At 68.8% G+C, this 16,837-nt stretch carries 19 protein-coding genes; 9 read left to right on the top strand and 10 right to left on the bottom strand.

Annotated features, from left to right (window positions below; all coding sequences use genetic code 11):
- Positions 1-12: 12 nt before the first annotated feature.
- Positions 13-1,839 carry an NHL domain-containing thioredoxin family protein gene (locus tag ACGF8B_RS01830; RefSeq protein ID WP_392733821.1) on the bottom strand — a complete coding sequence of 609 codons (1,827 nt, stop codon included), beginning with the start codon at positions 1,837-1,839 and terminating at the stop codon, positions 13-15.
- Positions 1,840-1,903: 64 nt separating this feature from the next.
- Here ACGF8B_RS01830 and ACGF8B_RS01825 point away from each other — a divergent pair, with 64 nt between their 5' ends.
- On the top strand, positions 1,904-2,395 hold the full coding sequence (locus tag ACGF8B_RS01825) for an LURP-one-related/scramblase family protein (RefSeq protein WP_392733818.1): 492 nt from the start codon (positions 1,904-1,906) through the stop codon (positions 2,393-2,395).
- 43 nt (positions 2,396-2,438) lie between these two features.
- Here ACGF8B_RS01825 and ACGF8B_RS01820 read toward each other — a convergent pair whose 3' ends face one another.
- Complete coding sequence (locus ACGF8B_RS01820; protein WP_392733816.1) at positions 2,439-3,230, bottom strand: carbon-nitrogen family hydrolase; 792 nt, start codon at positions 3,228-3,230, stop codon at positions 2,439-2,441.
- 191 nt (positions 3,231-3,421) lie between these two features.
- On the opposite strand from ACGF8B_RS01820, the gene ACGF8B_RS01815 reads away from it, so the two are divergent.
- Positions 3,422-4,246, top strand: coding sequence for a maleylpyruvate isomerase family mycothiol-dependent enzyme (locus ACGF8B_RS01815; RefSeq protein WP_266492058.1), 825 nt, complete (start codon positions 3,422-3,424; stop codon positions 4,244-4,246).
- A 128-nt stretch (positions 4,247-4,374) separates the two neighbouring features.
- Here the strand turns inward: ACGF8B_RS01815 and ACGF8B_RS01810 are convergent, their stop codons facing one another.
- Entirely contained in the window at positions 4,375-5,685 is a 1,311-nt protein-coding gene (locus ACGF8B_RS01810; RefSeq protein WP_392733813.1) for a nitrate/nitrite transporter, read from the bottom strand.
- Positions 5,682-6,401 carry a GntR family transcriptional regulator gene (locus ACGF8B_RS01805; RefSeq protein WP_392733811.1) on the bottom strand — a complete coding sequence of 240 codons (720 nt, stop codon included), beginning with the start codon at positions 6,399-6,401 and terminating at the stop codon, positions 5,682-5,684. The genes ACGF8B_RS01810 and ACGF8B_RS01805 overlap by 4 nt, the downstream gene beginning before the upstream one ends.
- A gap of 214 nt (positions 6,402-6,615) precedes the next feature.
- On the opposite strand from ACGF8B_RS01805, the gene ACGF8B_RS01800 reads away from it, so the two are divergent.
- Entirely contained in the window at positions 6,616-7,515 is a 900-nt protein-coding gene (locus tag ACGF8B_RS01800) for a D-alanyl-D-alanine carboxypeptidase family protein (protein ID WP_392733809.1), read from the top strand.
- A 55-nt stretch (positions 7,516-7,570) separates the two neighbouring features.
- Here the strand turns inward: ACGF8B_RS01800 and ACGF8B_RS01795 are convergent, their stop codons facing one another.
- Together ACGF8B_RS01795 and ACGF8B_RS01790 are read right to left on the bottom strand one after the other, a co-directional pair.
- The gene (locus ACGF8B_RS01795) at positions 7,571-8,173 is read right to left on the bottom strand and encodes a hypothetical protein (RefSeq protein ID WP_392733807.1); all 603 of its coding nucleotides are present in this window, start codon (positions 8,171-8,173) and stop codon (positions 7,571-7,573) included.
- 49 nt (positions 8,174-8,222) lie between these two features.
- On the bottom strand, positions 8,223-8,657 hold the full coding sequence (locus ACGF8B_RS01790; RefSeq protein ID WP_342281939.1) for a VOC family protein: 435 nt from the start codon (positions 8,655-8,657) through the stop codon (positions 8,223-8,225).
- A 206-nt stretch (positions 8,658-8,863) separates the two neighbouring features.
- Here ACGF8B_RS01790 and ACGF8B_RS01785 point away from each other — a divergent pair, with 206 nt between their 5' ends.
- The 4 genes from ACGF8B_RS01785 to ACGF8B_RS01770 all read left to right on the top strand — a co-directional run bounded on the left by ACGF8B_RS01785 (position 8,864) and on the right by ACGF8B_RS01770 (position 10,982).
- The gene (locus ACGF8B_RS01785) at positions 8,864-9,028 is read left to right on the top strand and encodes a hypothetical protein (protein WP_392733805.1); all 165 of its coding nucleotides are present in this window, start codon (positions 8,864-8,866) and stop codon (positions 9,026-9,028) included.
- A 119-nt stretch (positions 9,029-9,147) separates the two neighbouring features.
- The gene (locus ACGF8B_RS01780) at positions 9,148-9,774 is read left to right on the top strand and encodes a LysE family translocator (protein ID WP_392733803.1); all 627 of its coding nucleotides are present in this window, start codon (positions 9,148-9,150) and stop codon (positions 9,772-9,774) included.
- Between the two features lie 117 nt (positions 9,775-9,891).
- Positions 9,892-10,473: a GNAT family N-acetyltransferase gene (locus ACGF8B_RS01775; RefSeq protein WP_392733801.1), complete on the top strand. Its 582-nt coding sequence runs from the start codon at positions 9,892-9,894 to the stop codon at positions 10,471-10,473.
- 116 nt (positions 10,474-10,589) lie between these two features.
- Positions 10,590-10,982 (top strand): SgcJ/EcaC family oxidoreductase, encoded by a 393-nt coding sequence (locus tag ACGF8B_RS01770; protein ID WP_392733799.1) that lies wholly within the window; start codon positions 10,590-10,592, stop codon positions 10,980-10,982.
- A gap of 79 nt (positions 10,983-11,061) precedes the next feature.
- Here ACGF8B_RS01770 and ACGF8B_RS01765 read toward each other — a convergent pair whose 3' ends face one another.
- The 3 genes from ACGF8B_RS01765 to ACGF8B_RS01755 all read right to left on the bottom strand — a co-directional run bounded on the left by ACGF8B_RS01765 (position 11,062) and on the right by ACGF8B_RS01755 (position 12,378).
- Complete coding sequence (locus tag ACGF8B_RS01765) at positions 11,062-11,244, bottom strand: DUF397 domain-containing protein (protein ID WP_392733797.1); 183 nt, start codon at positions 11,242-11,244, stop codon at positions 11,062-11,064.
- A gap of 67 nt (positions 11,245-11,311) precedes the next feature.
- On the bottom strand, positions 11,312-11,494 hold the full coding sequence (locus ACGF8B_RS01760) for a DUF397 domain-containing protein (RefSeq protein WP_392733795.1): 183 nt from the start codon (positions 11,492-11,494) through the stop codon (positions 11,312-11,314).
- A complete protein-coding gene (locus ACGF8B_RS01755; RefSeq protein WP_392733793.1) occupies positions 11,491-12,378 on the bottom strand; it encodes a helix-turn-helix domain-containing protein in 888 nt (295 codons plus the stop codon). The genes ACGF8B_RS01760 and ACGF8B_RS01755 overlap by 4 nt, the downstream gene beginning before the upstream one ends.
- A gap of 241 nt (positions 12,379-12,619) precedes the next feature.
- Between ACGF8B_RS01755 and ACGF8B_RS01750 the strand changes: the two genes are divergently transcribed.
- Positions 12,620-13,117 (top strand): ATP-binding protein, encoded by a 498-nt coding sequence (locus tag ACGF8B_RS01750; RefSeq protein WP_392733791.1) that lies wholly within the window; start codon positions 12,620-12,622, stop codon positions 13,115-13,117.
- Between the two features lie 332 nt (positions 13,118-13,449).
- Positions 13,450-15,117: a glycosyltransferase gene (locus tag ACGF8B_RS01745; protein WP_392733789.1), complete on the top strand. Its 1,668-nt coding sequence runs from the start codon at positions 13,450-13,452 to the stop codon at positions 15,115-15,117.
- 300 nt (positions 15,118-15,417) lie between these two features.
- Here the strand turns inward: ACGF8B_RS01745 and ACGF8B_RS01740 are convergent, their stop codons facing one another.
- The gene (locus ACGF8B_RS01740; protein ID WP_392733787.1) at positions 15,418-16,830 is read right to left on the bottom strand and encodes a dihydrolipoamide acetyltransferase family protein; all 1,413 of its coding nucleotides are present in this window, start codon (positions 16,828-16,830) and stop codon (positions 15,418-15,420) included.
- Positions 16,831-16,837: the final 7 nt, after the last annotated feature.

Below are 16,837 nucleotides of genomic sequence, written 5' to 3'. Positions count from 1 at the left end.
CCCCCCGGGGCGTCAGCCCTGCTCGTCCATTCCCGCCAGCACCAGCGGCAGCCGGGACACTCCACCGGCGCCCACACGGACCGGGACGCCCCAGTCCTGCTGGTGGACATGGCAGGCCGGGTACTCGTTCGCCGGGTCGTCGTCGCAGGACGCCGCCATCGCCGACACATGCAGGACGCCCTCGGTGACGTCGTCGGCCAGGACCAGGTCACGGAACAGGTCCGTCCCCGGCCCGGCGCCCTGTGCCAGCAGCTCCGGCGGCGTCGCGGAGACCAGCAGCCGGGTCGAGGGACCGTACCGGGTGTCCAGCTTCTGCCCGGCGGGCGCCTGGAAGACCACATCGAGCCGGAGCGTGCCCGGGGCGATCCCGGTGGCCGCCCGCTGCGTGCGGTGCGCCCGGTCGGTGACGCGTACGGCCTCCTCGGGCAGACGCAGCCGGGTCAGCCGGTGCCGGGCGGACTCCACGACGACGAGATCACCGTCGACCAGCACGGCGTCGCTGGGCTCGCGCAGATCCGTGGCCAGGGTGGTGACCTCGCCGCTCGCGGGGTCGTAGCGCCGCAGCGCGTGGTTGTACGTGTCGCAGACGGCGACGGACCCGTCGGGCAGCGCGGTCACCCCGAGCGGGTGCTGGAGCAGGGCCTGTCCGGCGGCGCCGTCGCGGTGCCCGAAGTCGAAGAGCCCGGTGCCCACAGCGGTGCGGACGGCGAAGCCGGTGCCGTCGCGCTCGACGTGACGCACGGAGGACGTCTCCGAGTCGGCGACCCAGAGCCGCTCGCCGTCCGCGGAGGCGGCCAGCCCCGACGGCTGGGCGAACCAGGCCTCGTCGGCCGGCCCGTCGACCAGGCCCTCGTTGGTCGTGCCGGCGGCGACCCGCACCGTCCTGGTCGCGGGGTCGTACGTCCACAGCTGGTGCACGCCCGCCATGGCGATCCACAGCCGGTCCGCGAACCAGGCGACGTCCCAGGGAGAGGAGAGGTCGACCTCGCGGGCCGGTCCGGACGTCGGCGAGCCCTGCCACCACTGACGGCCGGTGCCGGCCAGTGTGGTCGTCTCCCCGGTCGCGGGGTCGAAGGCGCGGATGGCGTGGTTGACGGTGTCCGCGACCGCGATCCGGCCGTCCGGCAGCGCGGCGAGACCCTGGGGCTCGGAGAACCGGGCCGCCTCCGGCCCGCCGTCGCCGAACCCCCGCTCGCCCGAGCCGATGTGGCGGCGCACCGTCTCACCGTCGGGCCCGAGATCGACCAGCCGGTGGCGGGTGGTGTCGGAGACGAGGAAGCCGCCGTCCGGCAGGAGCAGCGCCTTGCCGGGGAAGCGCAGATGCGTGGCGACCGGTTCGGGCGCGACGTAGGGGCCGTCGCCGCGGCGCAGCGTGCCCTTCGCCGCGTGTTCGGCCTCCAGCTCCTCGACCAGCTTCGCGATGGCGTGCGCGTGGCCCTCACCGGCGTGCTGGGCGACGACATAGCCCTCGGGGTCGATCACGACGAGCGTCGGCCAGGCCCGTACGGCGTACTGCTTCCAGGTCGCCAGTTCCGGGTCGTCGAGGACCGGGTGGTGGACCCCGTACCGCTCGACGGCGTCCACGACGGCCTGGTGCTCCGCCTCGTGGACGAACTTCGGCGAGTGCACCCCGATGATCACCAGGGTGTCGCGGTGCTTCTCCTCCAGCTCGCGCAGCTCATCGAGGACATGCAGACAGTTCACACAGCAGAAGGTCCAGAAATCCAGGACCACAATGCGTCCTCGCAGGTCAGCGAGGGTGTACTGCTGGTCGCCTGTATTGAGCCAGCCGCCCTTGCCGACCAGCTCGGGGGCCCTTACGCGCGCACGTGTTGCCATGTGAACAGTCAACATCACCGTGGCGTCCACGCATTCCGCAGGGACCTCGGGGAACCTGTGAGCCATGAGATTCCTGGTGCGTGAACGACTCTTCGCCGTCGGTGACGACTACTGGATCGAGGACGCGGACGGCCGCAAGGTGTTCCTCGTCGACGGCAAGGCCATGCGGGTGCGGGACACCTTCGAGCTGAAGGACGCGCAGGGCCGGATCCTGGTCGAGATCCGGCAGAAGCTGCTCAGCCTGCGCGACACGATGCTCATCGAGCGGGACGGCGAGCAGCTCGCCAGGATCAAGCGCAAGCGGCTGTCGCTGCTGCGCAACCACTACCGGGTCACGCTGGTCGACGGCACCGAACTCGATGTCAGCGGCAAGATCCTGGACCGCGAGTTCGCCGTCGACTACGACGGGGAGCTGCTGGCCCAGGTCTCGCGGCGCTGGCTGACCGTACGGGACACCTACGGCATCGACGTCGTACGGGAGGACGCCGATGTGGCGCTGCTCATCGCCGTGTCGGTCTGCGTCATCGTGCTCGCGGAGAAGGAGCACGAGGGCTGAGCCGTCGGCGCTGTTTCACGTGAAACAGCGGGGCGTGCATGCCCTACGAGGGCGGGTTCAGCCCCAGGCGGCGGTCCTTGAGGGCCGGGAACTGCTCGCGGGTCGTCGCCACCCTCGCCGGGTCGAACTCCACGGCGAGCACCTCCTCGCCCGCGCCCGCCTCCGCGAGCACCTCGCCCCACGGGTCGACGACGATGCTGTGCCCGGACTGCTCGACCCCGGCATGGGTGCCCGCGGAGGCGACGGCCAGGACGTACGACTGGTTCTCGACCGCGCGGGCCCGGGAGAGCAGCGTCCAGTGGGCGCGGCGCCGCTCGGGCCAGCCCGCCGAGACGATCAGCGTCTCGGCGCCCGCGTCGACCAGGCCGCGGAACATCTCCGGAAAGCGCAGGTCGTAGCAGGTGGCGAGGCCGAGCGTGGTCTGCGGCAGAGCGACCGTGACCAACTCCTCGCCGGCGCCCATCATGACCGCCTCGCCCTTGTCGAAGCCGAAGCGGTGGATCTTGCGGTACGCGGCGGCCCGCTCGCCCTCTGGCGTGAAGACCAGCGAGGTGTTGTAGAGGGTGCCGTCCGCGGCGCGCTCGACGAAGGAGCCCGCGTGCAGCCAGACCCCGGCGTCGGCGGCGGCCTTCGCCATGATGTCGTGGGTGGGCCCCTGGAGCGGTTCGGCCTCGTCCTCGAAGGCGGCGTACGCGAAGGCGCCGACCGGCCAGAGTTCCGGCAGGACCACCAGGTCCGCGCCGCGCTGGGCGGCGATCAGCGAAGCCGCGCGCTGCCTGCGGGCCTTGACGGATTCGTCCGGGTCTACTGCGATCTGGATGAGGGAGGCGCGCACACTACCACCGTCCTGGCATTCGAGCCGTCAACACGGGCCTACGATCGTCACACGAAAGCACTGCCGGGGTGCCTGCTCGCAGCGTAACTTAGCGACCGAACCTCCCACGAAGACCGCCGCCCGCAGACCGCAGCCCGCCGCCCGCGCCCAGCTCTCCAGCCCATGCACCGCAGAACCGCACGAGGGGTCCCGTGACCGTCCATCCCAGCCTCCAGACCTACGCCGATGCCTGGACCCACTCCATCGAGTCGATAGCCGAGCTGGTGAAGCCGCTCGCCGAGGGAGAGTGGAACCGCCGTACGCCGTGCCCCGCCTGGTCGGTGCGTGACATCGTCTCGCACATCATCGGCATGGAGTGCGAGCAGCTCGGCGACCCGCGCCCGATCCACTCCCTGCCCCGCGACCTCTACCACGTACAGAGCGACTTCGCCCGTTACATGGAGATGCAGGTCGATGTGCGGCGGCACCACACCTCGCCGGAGATGACCTCCGAGCTGGAGTACACGATCATCCGCCGGGCGCGTCAGCTCCGCAACGAGACCCGTGACCCCGAGACCATGGTCCGCGCGCCGCTCGGCGCCGAGCAGACCCTCGAACTGGCGCTGCGGATGCGCGTCTTCGACGTCTGGGTGCATGAGCAGGATCTGCGCGCGACGCTGGGCCGGCCCGGCAATCTGGACTCCCCCGGCGCGACCGTCGTCCGGGACACCCTGCTGGAGGCGCTGCCGAAGGTGGTCGCCAAGGACGCGGGGGCGCCGGCGAATTCGGCGATCGTGCTCGATGTGCACGGGCCGCTGGAGTTCCTGCGCACCGTCAGGGTCGACGCGGAGGGCCGGGGTTCGGTGGACGGTTCGCCGTCGCTCGGGCCCGTGGTGACGCTGGCGATGGACTGGGAGACGTACTTCCTGCTCGCCTGCGGGCGGGTGCGCGCGGGCGCGGTCGCGGACCGGGTCAAGATCGAGGGCGACCAGGACCTGGCGACGGCGATCCTGCAGAACTTCGCCGTGACCCCGTGACGCCCGGCTCCGTGACGCCCGGCTCCGTGACCCCGTGGCTCTTCGGCGCCATGCCGTCATGACGCCATGACCGGCGGCGCCCGTCGCAGCTGAGGACGGGCGCGCCGCCGGCCCGGCGCGGGCCGCGGTCACGCGGGTACGTGCACGGCCTCCACCCGGCTGACCACGTGGTGGTCCCGCTCGCGGTGCGTGGCCCGGGAGTGCAGCCGCAGGATCTGCACGACGCCGAGCGCCTCCAGCACGAAGACCGAGGCGAACGCGATCCGGTAGTTGTCGCCGGTCGCGTCCAGCAGCACGCCGACGGCGAACAGCGTGGTCATCGAGGCGATGAAGCCGCCCATGTTGACGATGCCCGACGCGGTGCCCTGACGCTCCGGCGGGTTGGCCGGCCGGGCGAAGTCGAAGCCGATCATCGAGGCCGGGCCGCAGGCGCCGAGCACCACGCACAGGACGATCAGCAGCCACATCGGCGCATGGTCGCCGGGGTAGAAGATCGCCGACGCCCAGAGCAGCGCCGTCACCGCGACCGTGCCGAGGGCCAGCGGGGCGCGGGCCGCGTGGTGGCGGGCGATGATCTGCCCGTAGACCAGCCCGAAGGCCATGTTGGAGAGCACCACCAGGGTGAGCAGCTCACCGGCGGTGGACCGGCTGAGCCCCTGCGCCTCGACGAGGAACGGCAGTCCCCACAGCAGCAGGAACACCATGGCCGGGAACTGCGTGGTGAAGTGCACCCACATACCGAGCCGGGTGCCGGGCTCCCGCCAGGAGGCGGCGATCTGCTTGCGCACATAGGCGGCGCCCGCGTGCTCGGCGGGCGGCGGCTCATGGCCCTCGGGGTGGTCCTTCAGGAACAGCAGCAGAAGGACGAGGACGACGACTCCGGCGACGGAGCTGCCGACGAACGTGGTGGTCCAGCCGAACCCGTGCAGGGCCCGTGCGATGAAGAGCGTCGAGACGAGGTTGCCCGCCATTCCGAACAGGGCCGCGACCTGCCCGATCAGCGGTCCGCGCCGGGCCGGGAACCAGCGGGCGCCGAGCCGCAGCACGCTGATGAACGTCATCGCGTCACCGCAGCCGAGCAGCGCCCGGGACGCCAGTGCCATGCCGTACGAGGGGGAGAGCGCGAAGCCGAGCTGTCCGAGGGTGAACAGAACGGCCCCGAAGGTGAGGACCTTCTTGGTGCCGAGCCGGTCGACCATCAGGCCGACGGGTATCTGCATGCCCGCGTAGACCAGCAGCTGAAGGATGGAGAACGTGGAGAGCGCGGAGGCGTTGACGTCGAAACGGTCGGCGGCGTCCAGCCCGGCGACACCCAGGCTGGTGCGGAAGATGATGGCGACGAAGTAGACGGCGACGCCGATGCCCCAGACCCACGCGGCACGCCGGCCGCCGGGTGGATCGCCGGGCAGGGACAGGGTGGGAGCGGCGGCAGAACTCACCGGTCCTCACCCCTGACCAGCACCTTGACCCGGCCGACATGGCGCCGTACGACCTGCGCCGCACCGTCCGCGTCCCCGGCCCTGATCGCCTCCAGCAGCTCACCGTGCTCGGTGATGTTGGCGGCGATCCTCCCCGGGTGCGCCTCCATCACGGCGACGCCCATCCGCAACTGCCGGTCGCGCAGCTGGTCGTAGAGGCGCGAGAGGATGTCGTTGCCCGCGTTCCGCACGATCTCGGCGTGGAAGCAGCGGTCCTTCACCGACACCGCCGCCAGGTCCCCGGCCTCGGCCAGCTGCCGCTGCTCCTCCAGGAGTTCTTCGAGCCGGCCGATCAGCTGCGCGGAGGCGGGCACGGCCCTGCGGGCCGCGAACTCCTCGACCAGCAGCCGGGTCTCCACCACATCCGCGATCTCCTGCGCGGAGACGGCGAGGACGAGCGCGCCCTTCTTCGGATACAGCTTGATCAGCCCCTCGACCTCCAGCCGCAGCAGCGCCTCGCGCACGGGGGTGCGGGAGACGCCGACGGCCTCCGCGAGATCGCCTTCGGTCAGGAGCGTGCCGCCCTCGTAACGGCGGCCCAGTACCGCCTCCTTGATATGGGCGTACACGCGCTCGGCGGCGGCCGGCTGCTTGGCGGGGGACTTCACGGCGGACTTCGCCGACGGCTTGGCGGACGACTTCGCGACAGGCTTCACGGCTGGGGGTGCGGCAGGCATGCACACAGCATAGATACAAGATGCGTACATGATGAAACCATTCCGGCATCCGGACGGGATCCCATCGGCGCCACCCACCCCACCCCCGGCCGGAATCACCCGTAGCCCCGAAATTGCCCCAGGAATCAGTACATCCATCCCCTGCTCCCGTGAGTCTCATCACCGAGCGGCACCTTCATGTGGCCGCATTCCAGGGGCATTTGGAGCATTCAAGTTGAAAATCGGCATTAAGGGCATAAGCCGCGCCACCGCCACTGCCACCGTGGCCCTGACGGCAGGTGCCGTCATCACGGGCAGCGCGTTCGCCTCCACCGCGCAGGCCGCCACGCTGCCCAACCCCAAGATCACCGCCGCGGGCGGTTTCGTGATGAACAACGGCACCTCGAAGGCCCTGTTCGCCAAGACCGCGGACACCCGTCGTTCCACCGGATCCACCACCAAGATCATGACGGCGAAGGTGGTGCTGTCGCAGAAGAACCTGAACCTGGATTCCAAGGTCACGATCCAGAAGGCGTACAGCGACTACATCGTCTCCAAGGGCGCCTCGTCGGCCCGCCTCATCGTGGGCGACAAGGTCACGGTCCGCCAGCTGCTGTACGGCCTGATGCTGCCGTCCGGCTGCGACGCCGCCTACGCCCTGGCCGACAAGTTCGGCTCCGGCTCCACCCGCGCGGCCCGCGTGAAGTCGTTCATCGGCAAGATGAACGCCCAGGCCAAGTCCCTCGGGCTGAAGAACACCCACTTCGACTCGTTCGACGGCATAGGGAACGGCTCCAACTACTCGACGCCGCGCGACCTGACGAAGCTCGCCAGCAGCGCGATGAAGAGCTCCACCTTCCGCTCGGTCGTCAAGACCAAGTCGACCAAGCAGAAGGTCACCACGAAGTCCGGCGGCTACCGCTACATGTCGTGGTCCAACACCAACACCATGCTCAGCAGCTACAGCGGCGCCATCGGCATCAAGACCGGCTCCGGCCCGTCGGCCAAGTACTGCCTGGTCTTCGCCGCGACCCGCGGCAGCAAGACGGTCATCGGTACGGTGCTCGCCTCCACGTCGGCGGCCAACCGCAGCGCGGACATGAAGAAGATCATGGACTACTCCTTCAAGAAGTAGTCCCGGTCCCGGCACACACACGGAGGGGTCCCGCGCCGAGCGGGGCCCCTCTCGGCTACCGCGTCGCTGCTCCGGCCGGCCGCAGCCGTGGGGAGCCGCCCCGGGTCAGCGGCATCCCGGTGCCGGTCACGAGGTCGTACGCCGCGGGGCCGATCCTCATGCCGGAAACCCGCCCACCGTGCGCGGTCTCGACATGGGCCGGACGGGTCGCCGACCGGAGGGCCCGCCAGGCCAGCCGCGTCTGCTCGGTCAGCAGCCGATGCCGCTCCGGCCCGACCTCCGGTTCGTCCCAGCGCACCGCGAGGCGGCCTGCTTCGAGGACTTCGCCCGCACCGTCCCGGAACCGGCGCGAGCACAGGAACTGCAGCACGGCGGAGCGCGAAAGACCGGAACGGGAGACAGCTCCCTCGGCCACCAGGACGTCCTCGGGCGCCCCGGCCCCCTCCGGCAGCAGCAGGAACGCCTGGCGGCCACCGCAGTCCAGGGCCTCGACGAGCGAGGGATGCAGGTGCACCTCGTGAAGACCCTTCGGTCCCGGCTGACTGCACAGCCAGCCGGACCGGGGCAGGGCCTCACCGATGCACTGCCCGACGTCCCGCTCGTCCTCGGGCAGCAGCCACACATGGGTCGTCTTCGTACGAGAGCCAGGAAATGCCACGGGCGCAGCATGGCAGAGGCCACTGACAGGCCCGCCGTCCGGCGGATGCTCAGTCGAGACAGAACTCGTTGCCCTCGATGTCCTGCATGTTGATGCACGACTCGTTGTCCTCGTCGGCGTACAGCACGTTCGTGCACACGGCGCCGAGCGCCACCAGCCGATCACGTTCGGCCTCAAGCACGGCCAGCCGCTCCGCACCCACGAGCCCGGTGCCGGCCCGCACGTCGACGTGCACCCTGTTCTTGGCGACCTTGCCTTCGGGGACACGCTGGAAGTACATGCGCGGGCCCTCACCCGTGGGGTCGGAGCACGCGAACCACGCCCCCCGCTCCTCGGCCGGCAGCGATTCGTTGTAGGCGTCCCAGGAGTCGAACCCCTCCGGCGGCGGAGGCGCGACGTACCCCAGCACCTCGCACCAGAAACGAGCGACGCGCTCGGGGTCCGCACAGTCGAAAGTGATCTGGATCTTCCTCACCGATGCCATTCGGCCACCCTAACAGCGGCCGACAGCGGGCCTCAGCCCAATAACCACCGCTGGATATCGACACGTTGGCCGGCAATCGGACACCGCCGCCCCTGCCGCCCGCACAGGGAGTTGACGGCATTCGTACGATGGGGAGGAAACGCATCAACGCCCGCCCCGGACTCCGATCCGGGCGGGCCGAGCGGGGGAAGAAAGGTGCGTGCCCGGTGTCCGTCGGGCTCCTCTCCACGATCGCCGCCGTGTTCTACGGAGGCACGGTCTCCGTCCTCGCCCTCACCGCGACCTTCGCCCGCCGCCGCACCCTGCGGCGCGAAGCGCGCAGCACCCTCGCCCTGCTGGTGCCGGGGAGGCCGGAGGAGCCGCAGCGCTGAGGGCCGCCCCGTGAACGATCTCCAAGTCGGTGCAGCTGCGGGTTGTCCCGGTCGGGCTTGCCTCGAAACGGTCGGGGCAACTGCCGGTTCGGCGCCCGCCTGTTGCATAGGCTCGTTGCGTGCAGTGGCATCCGGTACTCGGCTTCGTGGCTGCGGTCACACCCCTGACATTGATTCCCGGTACGAGTTTCACGCTGGTCACGCAGCACGTGATCGCGGGCTCGCGGTCCGACGGCGTACGCGCCGCCCTGGGCTCGGCATGCGGGCTCCTGGTCCACGCGGCCTTCGCCGCGGTGGGCCTGTCCGCCCTGGTCATGTCGTCGGCTCGCGCGCTCACCGTGGTGAAGCTCGTGGGCGGCATCTATCTCATCTGGCTGGGCGTGGCCACGTGGCGTTCAGCGCGTCGAGGCGTCGAGCCGAAGGCCCGCAGGCGATGGCGCCTGCCGTGGGCTCAACTCGGGTGCTTCGGCCAGGGGATGTGGTCCAACGCCCTCAATCCGAAGGCAGCGTCGGTCTATCTCACCCTGGTCCCGCAGTTCCTGACCTCCAGCCGCTCGATCGCGCCACAGATCGCCACGCTCGCGGTCGCGCACATAGTGGTCGTGCTGGTGTGGCTGCTCTTCTGGGCTTCGGTGGTCGCCGTCGCGCGCACGGCAATCGACACACCTCGGTTCCGGCGTGGGACGAGTCGTCTGGCGGGAGCCGTGCTGGTCGCCTTTGGGGTTCGGACAGCGACGGCGGGCTGAGCCCGCACGTTCCGGCCGAGATGTGGACCTACCGGCGGAGCGTCCCCCGACACTGCTGACCCGCGCGTCTGGACGATTACCCGCGGGCACAGGGCCGGGCTTGCCATGATGTCGACCATGCCTTCACTGGTCACTCCAGTCATGTCCCCCGGCGTCCTCAGAGCCGCTGCCCAGCCGACGCTGCCGATCGACGACGACTTGCTGCTGCGGCCGTGGCGGCCCTCCGACGCAGCCGCCGTCGCCCGAGCCTTCCAGGACCGGGCGATCCAACGCTGGCACCTGCGCAAGGCGGACTCCGAGGGCGAAGCCCAGGAGTGGATCAAACAGTGGCGACGTGGCTGGGAGACGGAGACTGCCTGCCACTGGGCCGTGGTCGATGCCGACGACCACACGCTTCTCGGGCGGGTCTCCCTCCAGTCCATCATCATGGCCGGAGGCCAGGCAGAGATCTCCTACTGGACGACCCCGGAGGCCCGTGGCAAGGGCGTCTGCTCCCGGGCAGTCGCCCAAGTGGCGAACTGGGCACTGGAGGAAGCCGGCTTCAACCGGCTCGAACTCGGCCACTCAACGGTGAACGTCGCTTCCTGCCGCATCGCGGAGAAGACCGGCTTCGCCCTGGAAGGCGTACGACGCCAGGCGCTGCTCCACGCCGACGGCTGGCACGACATGCATCTGCACTCCCGAGTCCGCAAGGCCTGACCGGGCGTCTGGTCCCGCCGGTAGCGACCACTGTCCGGATGCGTCGGAGATCATTACGGGACAGGCCTTGGCCGGCCCTTGACCTCAAGTCCGCTTGAGATCACAGAGTGATCTGCATGAACACCGAACCCGCAGACATCGAAGCCATCGAACGGGTCGTCGCCACCGTCGAGCGCGCTCAGCGCGCCAAGGACGTCGAGGGCTTCCTCGCGCTCTTCCACCCCGACGCCCTCTGGACGACCGGCCACGGCAAGGTCCTGATCGGCTTCGACGCGATCGCCGAATTCACCCGTACCGTGCTGCCCGCGGCCAGTTGGGAGGGCGAGGTCACCTACGAGGCAGTGCACACGCAATTCCTGCGGCCCGACGTGGCGGCCGTCAAGGTCCGGCAGGTCTACCGGTCGCCGGAGGGCGAAACGGAAGGCGCTCCGCTCTACGTCATGACGAAGCAGGATGACGGAAGGTGGCTGCTGCACGCCTGCCAGAACACGGCGGTGTGGGCCGAATAGACATCCCGAAGTCATGGACGGCGGCGGCGCGGAGGATATCGCAGGCAACCTCCTCGCCCTCGCCGTTCCACCGCCGCGCCTACGGTTGCCGGCGCAGGCCCGTCGCGAAGGCGTCCCACGCGGCGGGAGCGAGGACGACGACGGGGCCGTCAGGGTGCTTGGAGTCTCGGACGGCGACGGCGTGGGGGATGTTGCGGGCGACTTCGACGCACTCGCCGTCGCCGCTGCTGTAGCTGGACTTCCTGAAGCGAAATCCACTCACTCGCCCATTCCTCCAAGGATGCCGGGAGCCATAGTGCGCAACTCGGTCGGTGGCGAACTCCGCCGCACTACGGCTGTCGACGCAGCTCAGCCCGGAAGGTGTCCCACGCGGCGGGAGCGAGGACGACGACGGGGCCGCCGGGGTGCTTGGAGTCGCGGACCGCGACGGCGTGGGGGATGTTGCGGGCGACTTCGACGCACTCGCCGTTCGGCTCGCTGTAACTGGACTTCCTGTAGCGGAACTCGGTCACTCGTTCATCCCCTTGGCAATGCTCTCCACGACCCGCAACGAGTCGTACGGTGACAGGCTCGTGGCGCAGGTGCGCGCGAACAACTCAGTGTAGGCAGCGCTCTCTTCGGCCCCCTCAACCCAGTTGGTGGAGCGCAGTCCGTCCATGTGCACCACATCCAGAGCACCGGACTCGACGAACGACAGGATGTTGAAGGGCCCACCACCGCACAAGTGCACCCCTGCCCTGAACGGGAGCACCTGTACGTCGATATTGGGCATCTCGGCCAGCGAGCACAGGTGCTCAAGTTGTTGCCTCATGACCTGCGGGCCGCCGATCATCTGCCGCAGCGCCGCCTCCCAGATCACCGCATGCACCCGCAGCGGGTTGCCACCATGCAGGCGCCGCTGACGGCGCACTCTCACGTCGACCAGGCGCTCGACTTCGTCGATCCGGTCGGGCGAGACGGCTGCGACCGAGAGGGCCCTCATGTACTCGGGCGTCTGGAACAAGCCTGGGATCAGAGCAAGCTGCCAAGTGCGCAGCCTGAGTGCCACGTCCTCCATGGCGATGTACTCGCGCAGGCTCCCTTGCGTCAGCGAGGTGGCCCACCAGCCCTTCGCCCTCCGCCGTTCCCGGTCCAGTTTTGCCAGCCGAAGCAGATCGTCCACCGTGTCCGGGCTGTCAACTCCGTACGCCGCGCATAGCGCCACGACATCCGGGTCCCGGAACGGAACCCAGCCATGCTCCATCTTGGCGACCTTGGCGGCCTGAGAACTGAGGGCCACCGCGGCCTGCGTCTGGTTCAGCCCGGCAGCTTCCCTGAAGCTCAGAAGCCGACCGCCCAACTGCCTTGCAAGGACCGTGGATACACGGTTTCCCCTGTCTGCTGGCGACTTCGGCACAGCCCAACACCTCCTGTGGTCGGTGACAGTCTCCAACCGGCGGCGGGAACCTCACAATCACTCCGATGGGGATATTTATCCCCGAGAGATTGTGTGCGGCACTCCAAGTCGCTACTTTCGGTACCGAGCCGCTCACAACGCGGTACCGCCACGGCGGAAGTGCACCGCCCTGCCCCGCGCCGAAATCGGCGCCCCGCAGGCTCGGCATCGCCACCGCCCCCTCATCGAGAGGTACGCGACCATGACCTCACCCCAGGAGAAGCCCCCCGTCCCCGAACCCATCCTCCGCGAGGACCGGCTCGACTTCACCCCGACCGCTGAGAGCGTCACCTTCTCCCGGCGCCGTACCGCGCGGCTCGTACGGGAGTGGGGGTATCCGGGGCTGGCCGGCGACGCGGCGTTGCTGGTCAGCGAGTTGGCGACCAACGCGTTACTGCACGGCGCCGTCCGGGGGCGGCTCTTCCGCGTCCACCTCACGCTCGGCACGGCCACGCTGCGTATCGCGGTCAGTGACCCGCGCGGTGAACGGCTGCCCGGTCTGCGCGAGGCCGCGGACGACGAGTGCTACGGGCGGGGACTCCTGATCGTCGCGCGGATCGCGGATCGCTGGGGCACCGAGCCGCGCACTGTCGGCAAGACCGTGTTCGCCGAACTCGCCCTGCGGCAGGGGCCGGACATGCCGATGGGCCCGCGCGAAAGACTTCGCACGGGCCCATCTCGTACAGCTACGCCCAGGTGATCAGGCACTTCGGCTGTTTCAGGATGACGGCGACATCCGCCTTCGTCGCGTACTTCCAAAAGGCACAGGCCGACAGCGAGTTCATCGGGTCGGCCTGCCTGCCTGCCCCACAACGAAGTCACCCGGCACCCGCACCGGCAGCGCACCGCGAGCGATGGCCGCTTTGCGGAACCTGGCGCCGCGTCTACCGGTTCCGACCGGGTGGACTGCTCGTCTCAGTGGACGAGAAAGCATCGGCCCTGCGGGCGAGAACCGTCCAAAACCGAGGCTGGCGCCCGGCGTCTCCTGCTTGCAACCATGGTCAGGACTGTAGGCGACATGAGGGAGAACGCGTGCGTCACCAGAATTATTTAAAGCGAATCAACCGGGATAATGTCAGCGAAAACATCGGCGAAGGAAGCCGTATCCACGCGAACTCCCTGAGACATGCGGATGAAGCCCCGGATTCCCTTCTCGCACTGCAAAGCGAAATAGGCAATGCTGCTGTTGTACAGATGCTTCGCCGGGCCGGGCATTCCGAAGTCCAGGGTGACACAGAGCCTGAGCCTCTGCGGACGAAGTCCGCCGGTATCGAGCAGCCCGTTGCGCAGCGCTCCGCCCGCGAGACCCCGGATGCCCTGCCGAGCGGGGAGAATCTGGAGGAGAGCAGCTGGCAGATTCCGTTCGCCAAAAAGTCGAAGGGACTGTCGTCCGACGCCAGGAAGGCGATCGAAAATGCTGTCGATGCCGCAGTCAGGGAGGGCCTGAAGGCCGCGGCGGAAGGGCGTCCGGTTCCTGATATCAATGTGGTCGGATACGGAAACGGCTCACGCCTCCCCGGCCGCGGAAGCCAGGCAGAAGAAACTGGAAAGGAACGCGCCTCCGCGGTCGAGACGAAGTTTCGCGATTCGCTCAAGGAGCGTAAAAACACGCTGGCGCCCACGGTTGCCCCCGATCACTTCTCCTTCGACAGTCGAGCCGCGAGCCGCGATGACCCCCACCCCGCCACGCGGGATGAAGGCCGCCTCGCCCACATCAACCTGCGTGAGTCCAATCAGTCGGTTCTGGGCGACGAGGGTAAAGACGCCGTGGCGAAATTTGTGCATGCCATCTGGCTGGGTCCCGAAATGGACGCCTACCTGGAGAGCAAAAAGAGCGGCAAAAGTGGCGGCGGCCTCAGCGGTACGGCGCGCACCAACCTCGAAGCATGGCAGGGCAAGGCGGCGGCCAGCGGATGGCGGCTGAAGGTGTGGAGCAACGCATCGGCAAGAGATGCCAACCAGGAGTTCTACGGAAAACTGCTCGACAAGGGATCGGTGGACATCGAAACCGTGGATGCAGAGATTTTCGACAAGGACCATTCAAAGGCCAAGGAGGTGATGCAGACAGCATTAGGGAAGAAGGTCTTCACGCTGGCTTCAGACGTGGCACGCTACGGAATCCTGTACCGCGAGGGCGGAGTCTACGTGGACGTGGACATTCACCCCGCCAAAGTCGAGCTGCCCCGCGAACTGACAGGGGACAAGGAAGGAGTTCCCTTCCTCGCACCAGAGCTGCAAGACTCGAAGCAGTACGAAAATGTGCTGGAAAAAGAAATCAATAGAAAGCGGATGGACGAGGGGGCTGCCCCGCTGGTCGCCGAAGACGCGGAGGCACTGAAAAGCGTCGTGGACAACCAATACGGCGCCGGCAAGCTGAATAATAACTTCATCGTCACACCGGCGGACTCCGCCTTCCTGCGCCGCCTGCTGGAGGGGCTGCCCGAAGCTTCGGATCTGAAAAACCTGACGACAGACAGCCTAAAGAAAAACGCTGCGGAAAAGACGGGCCCCAATTACATCCGGAACCACATAGAAAGCCACTTCAAGGATAAGAAGTCATGGCCTTTCGGGAAGCGCTGGGCGGACATGTTCAAGGAACGCAGGATCGTTGTCTCGAAGACCCACAGGCAAATCTGGGACCGTCTGCAATGGATCACCGCCGAAAGTGACATCACCGGGGAACAACGGGTGTCCGAGTAGACCGGCAGGTCGTCGACGCCCGCCAGGGCGGCTTCAAATTCCGGGCAGAATCGGGCTGTCGGCGATGCCCCGGATCGGGAGGGCGCGTTCGGGTGCGTTCGGGTGCGTCCAGGATTGCCCGGGTGGTCTTGGCGATGTCGTCCGCTCCCAACTGTCGCGCTTTCGGAAGCGCAGTCGTTGCACGGGCGTTGTCCTGGTCCTGCGCCCGTCCAGGCACCTCCCTCGTCATCGCCCCCGCACACGGACGGGCCCGCGCATCAATGTGCGCGGGCCCGTCGGTGAGGTGTGACCGGAGGACCGTCAGGCCCAGGTGATCAGGCGCTTCGGCTGTTCCAGGATCGCGGCGACGTCCGCCAGGACCTTGGAGCCGAGCTCGCCGTCGACCAGGCGGTGGTCGAACGACAGGGCCAGCGTGGTGACCTGACGGGGCTTCACCTTGCCCTTGTGGACCCACGGCTGGAGCTTGATCGCACCGACCGCCAGGATCGCGGACTCGCCCGGGTTCAGGATCGGGGTGCCCGTGTCGACGCCGAAGACACCGACGTTGGTGATGGTCACCGTGCCGCCCGCCATCGCGGCGGGGGAGGTCTTGCCCTCGCGGGCCGTGGAGACCAGCTCGCCCAGGGACGCGGCCAGTTGCGGGAGCGTCTGCTCGTGCGCGTCCTTGATGTTCGGCACGATCAGTCCGCGTGGGGTCGCGGCGGCGATGCCCAGGTTGACGTAGTGCTTCTGCACGATCTCCTGGTTCGCCTCGTCCCAGGCGGCGTTGACCTCCGGGTTCCGCTTGATCGCGACGAGGAGGGCCTTGGCGATGATCAGGAGCGGGTTGACCCGCACCCCCGCCATGTCCTTGTCCTCCTTGAGCTCCGCGACCAGCTTCATCGTGCGCGTCACGTCGACGGTGACGAACTCGGTGACGTGCGGAGCCGTGAACGCGCTGCCGACCATGGCCTGGGCGATGGCCTTGCGTACGCCCTTGACCGGGATGCGGGTCTCGCGGGCGCCCACCGTGGTGACGACGGCCGGAACCGAGGCCTCGGGAGCGGTCCCGGCCGCCGCCGGAGCGGCGGTCGGCGCCGGGGCCTGCGCCGGTACGGGCGTGGCCGCCGCGTGCACGTCCTCGCGGGTGATGATCCCGCCCTCGCCGGTCGGGACGACCGTCGCCAGGTCGATGCCCAGGTCCTTGGCCAGCTTGCGGACCGGCGGCTTGGCCAGCGGCCGGCTCTCCGGGACCACGGCGCCGTGGCCGTTCATCTCGCCCTGGATCGCCGCAGCGGCAGCCGGTACGGAAGTGGCCGCGCCCTTGCGGGCCCGCCGCTTGGTCGAACTCTCGGCCACGCCGTACCCGACCAGGACCGGCTGGCGGCCCTTCGGAGCCTCGGGCTCCGGTTCGGGCCGAGCCGCCGGGGCCGGAGCGGGGGCCGGCTCCGGAGCAGAGCCCGGGGCCACATCCACCGCGATGATCACCTGGCCGACGTCGACCGTCGTGCCCTCGGGGAAGCGCAGCTCGTGCACCACGCCGTCGAACGGGATCGGCAGCTCCACGGCCGCCTTCGCCGTCTCGACCTCGCACACGACCTGGCCGTCGGTGACGGTGTCGCCGGGCTGGACGTACCACTTGAGGATCTCGGCCTCGGTCAGTCCCTCGCCCACGTCGGGCATCTTGAACTCACGGAAGCGAGCAGCGTTGGAAGTGTCGGTCATCGTTGTCACGTCCCAG

It is taken from the genome of Streptomyces sp. NPDC047917, from assembly GCF_043204345.1.
In the GTDB taxonomy this organism is placed as follows: domain Bacteria; phylum Actinomycetota; class Actinomycetes; order Streptomycetales; family Streptomycetaceae; genus Streptomyces; species Streptomyces sanglieri.
The sequence above is the reverse complement of the archived record's forward strand: the minus strand, read 5'-3'. Positions and strand labels throughout refer to the sequence as shown.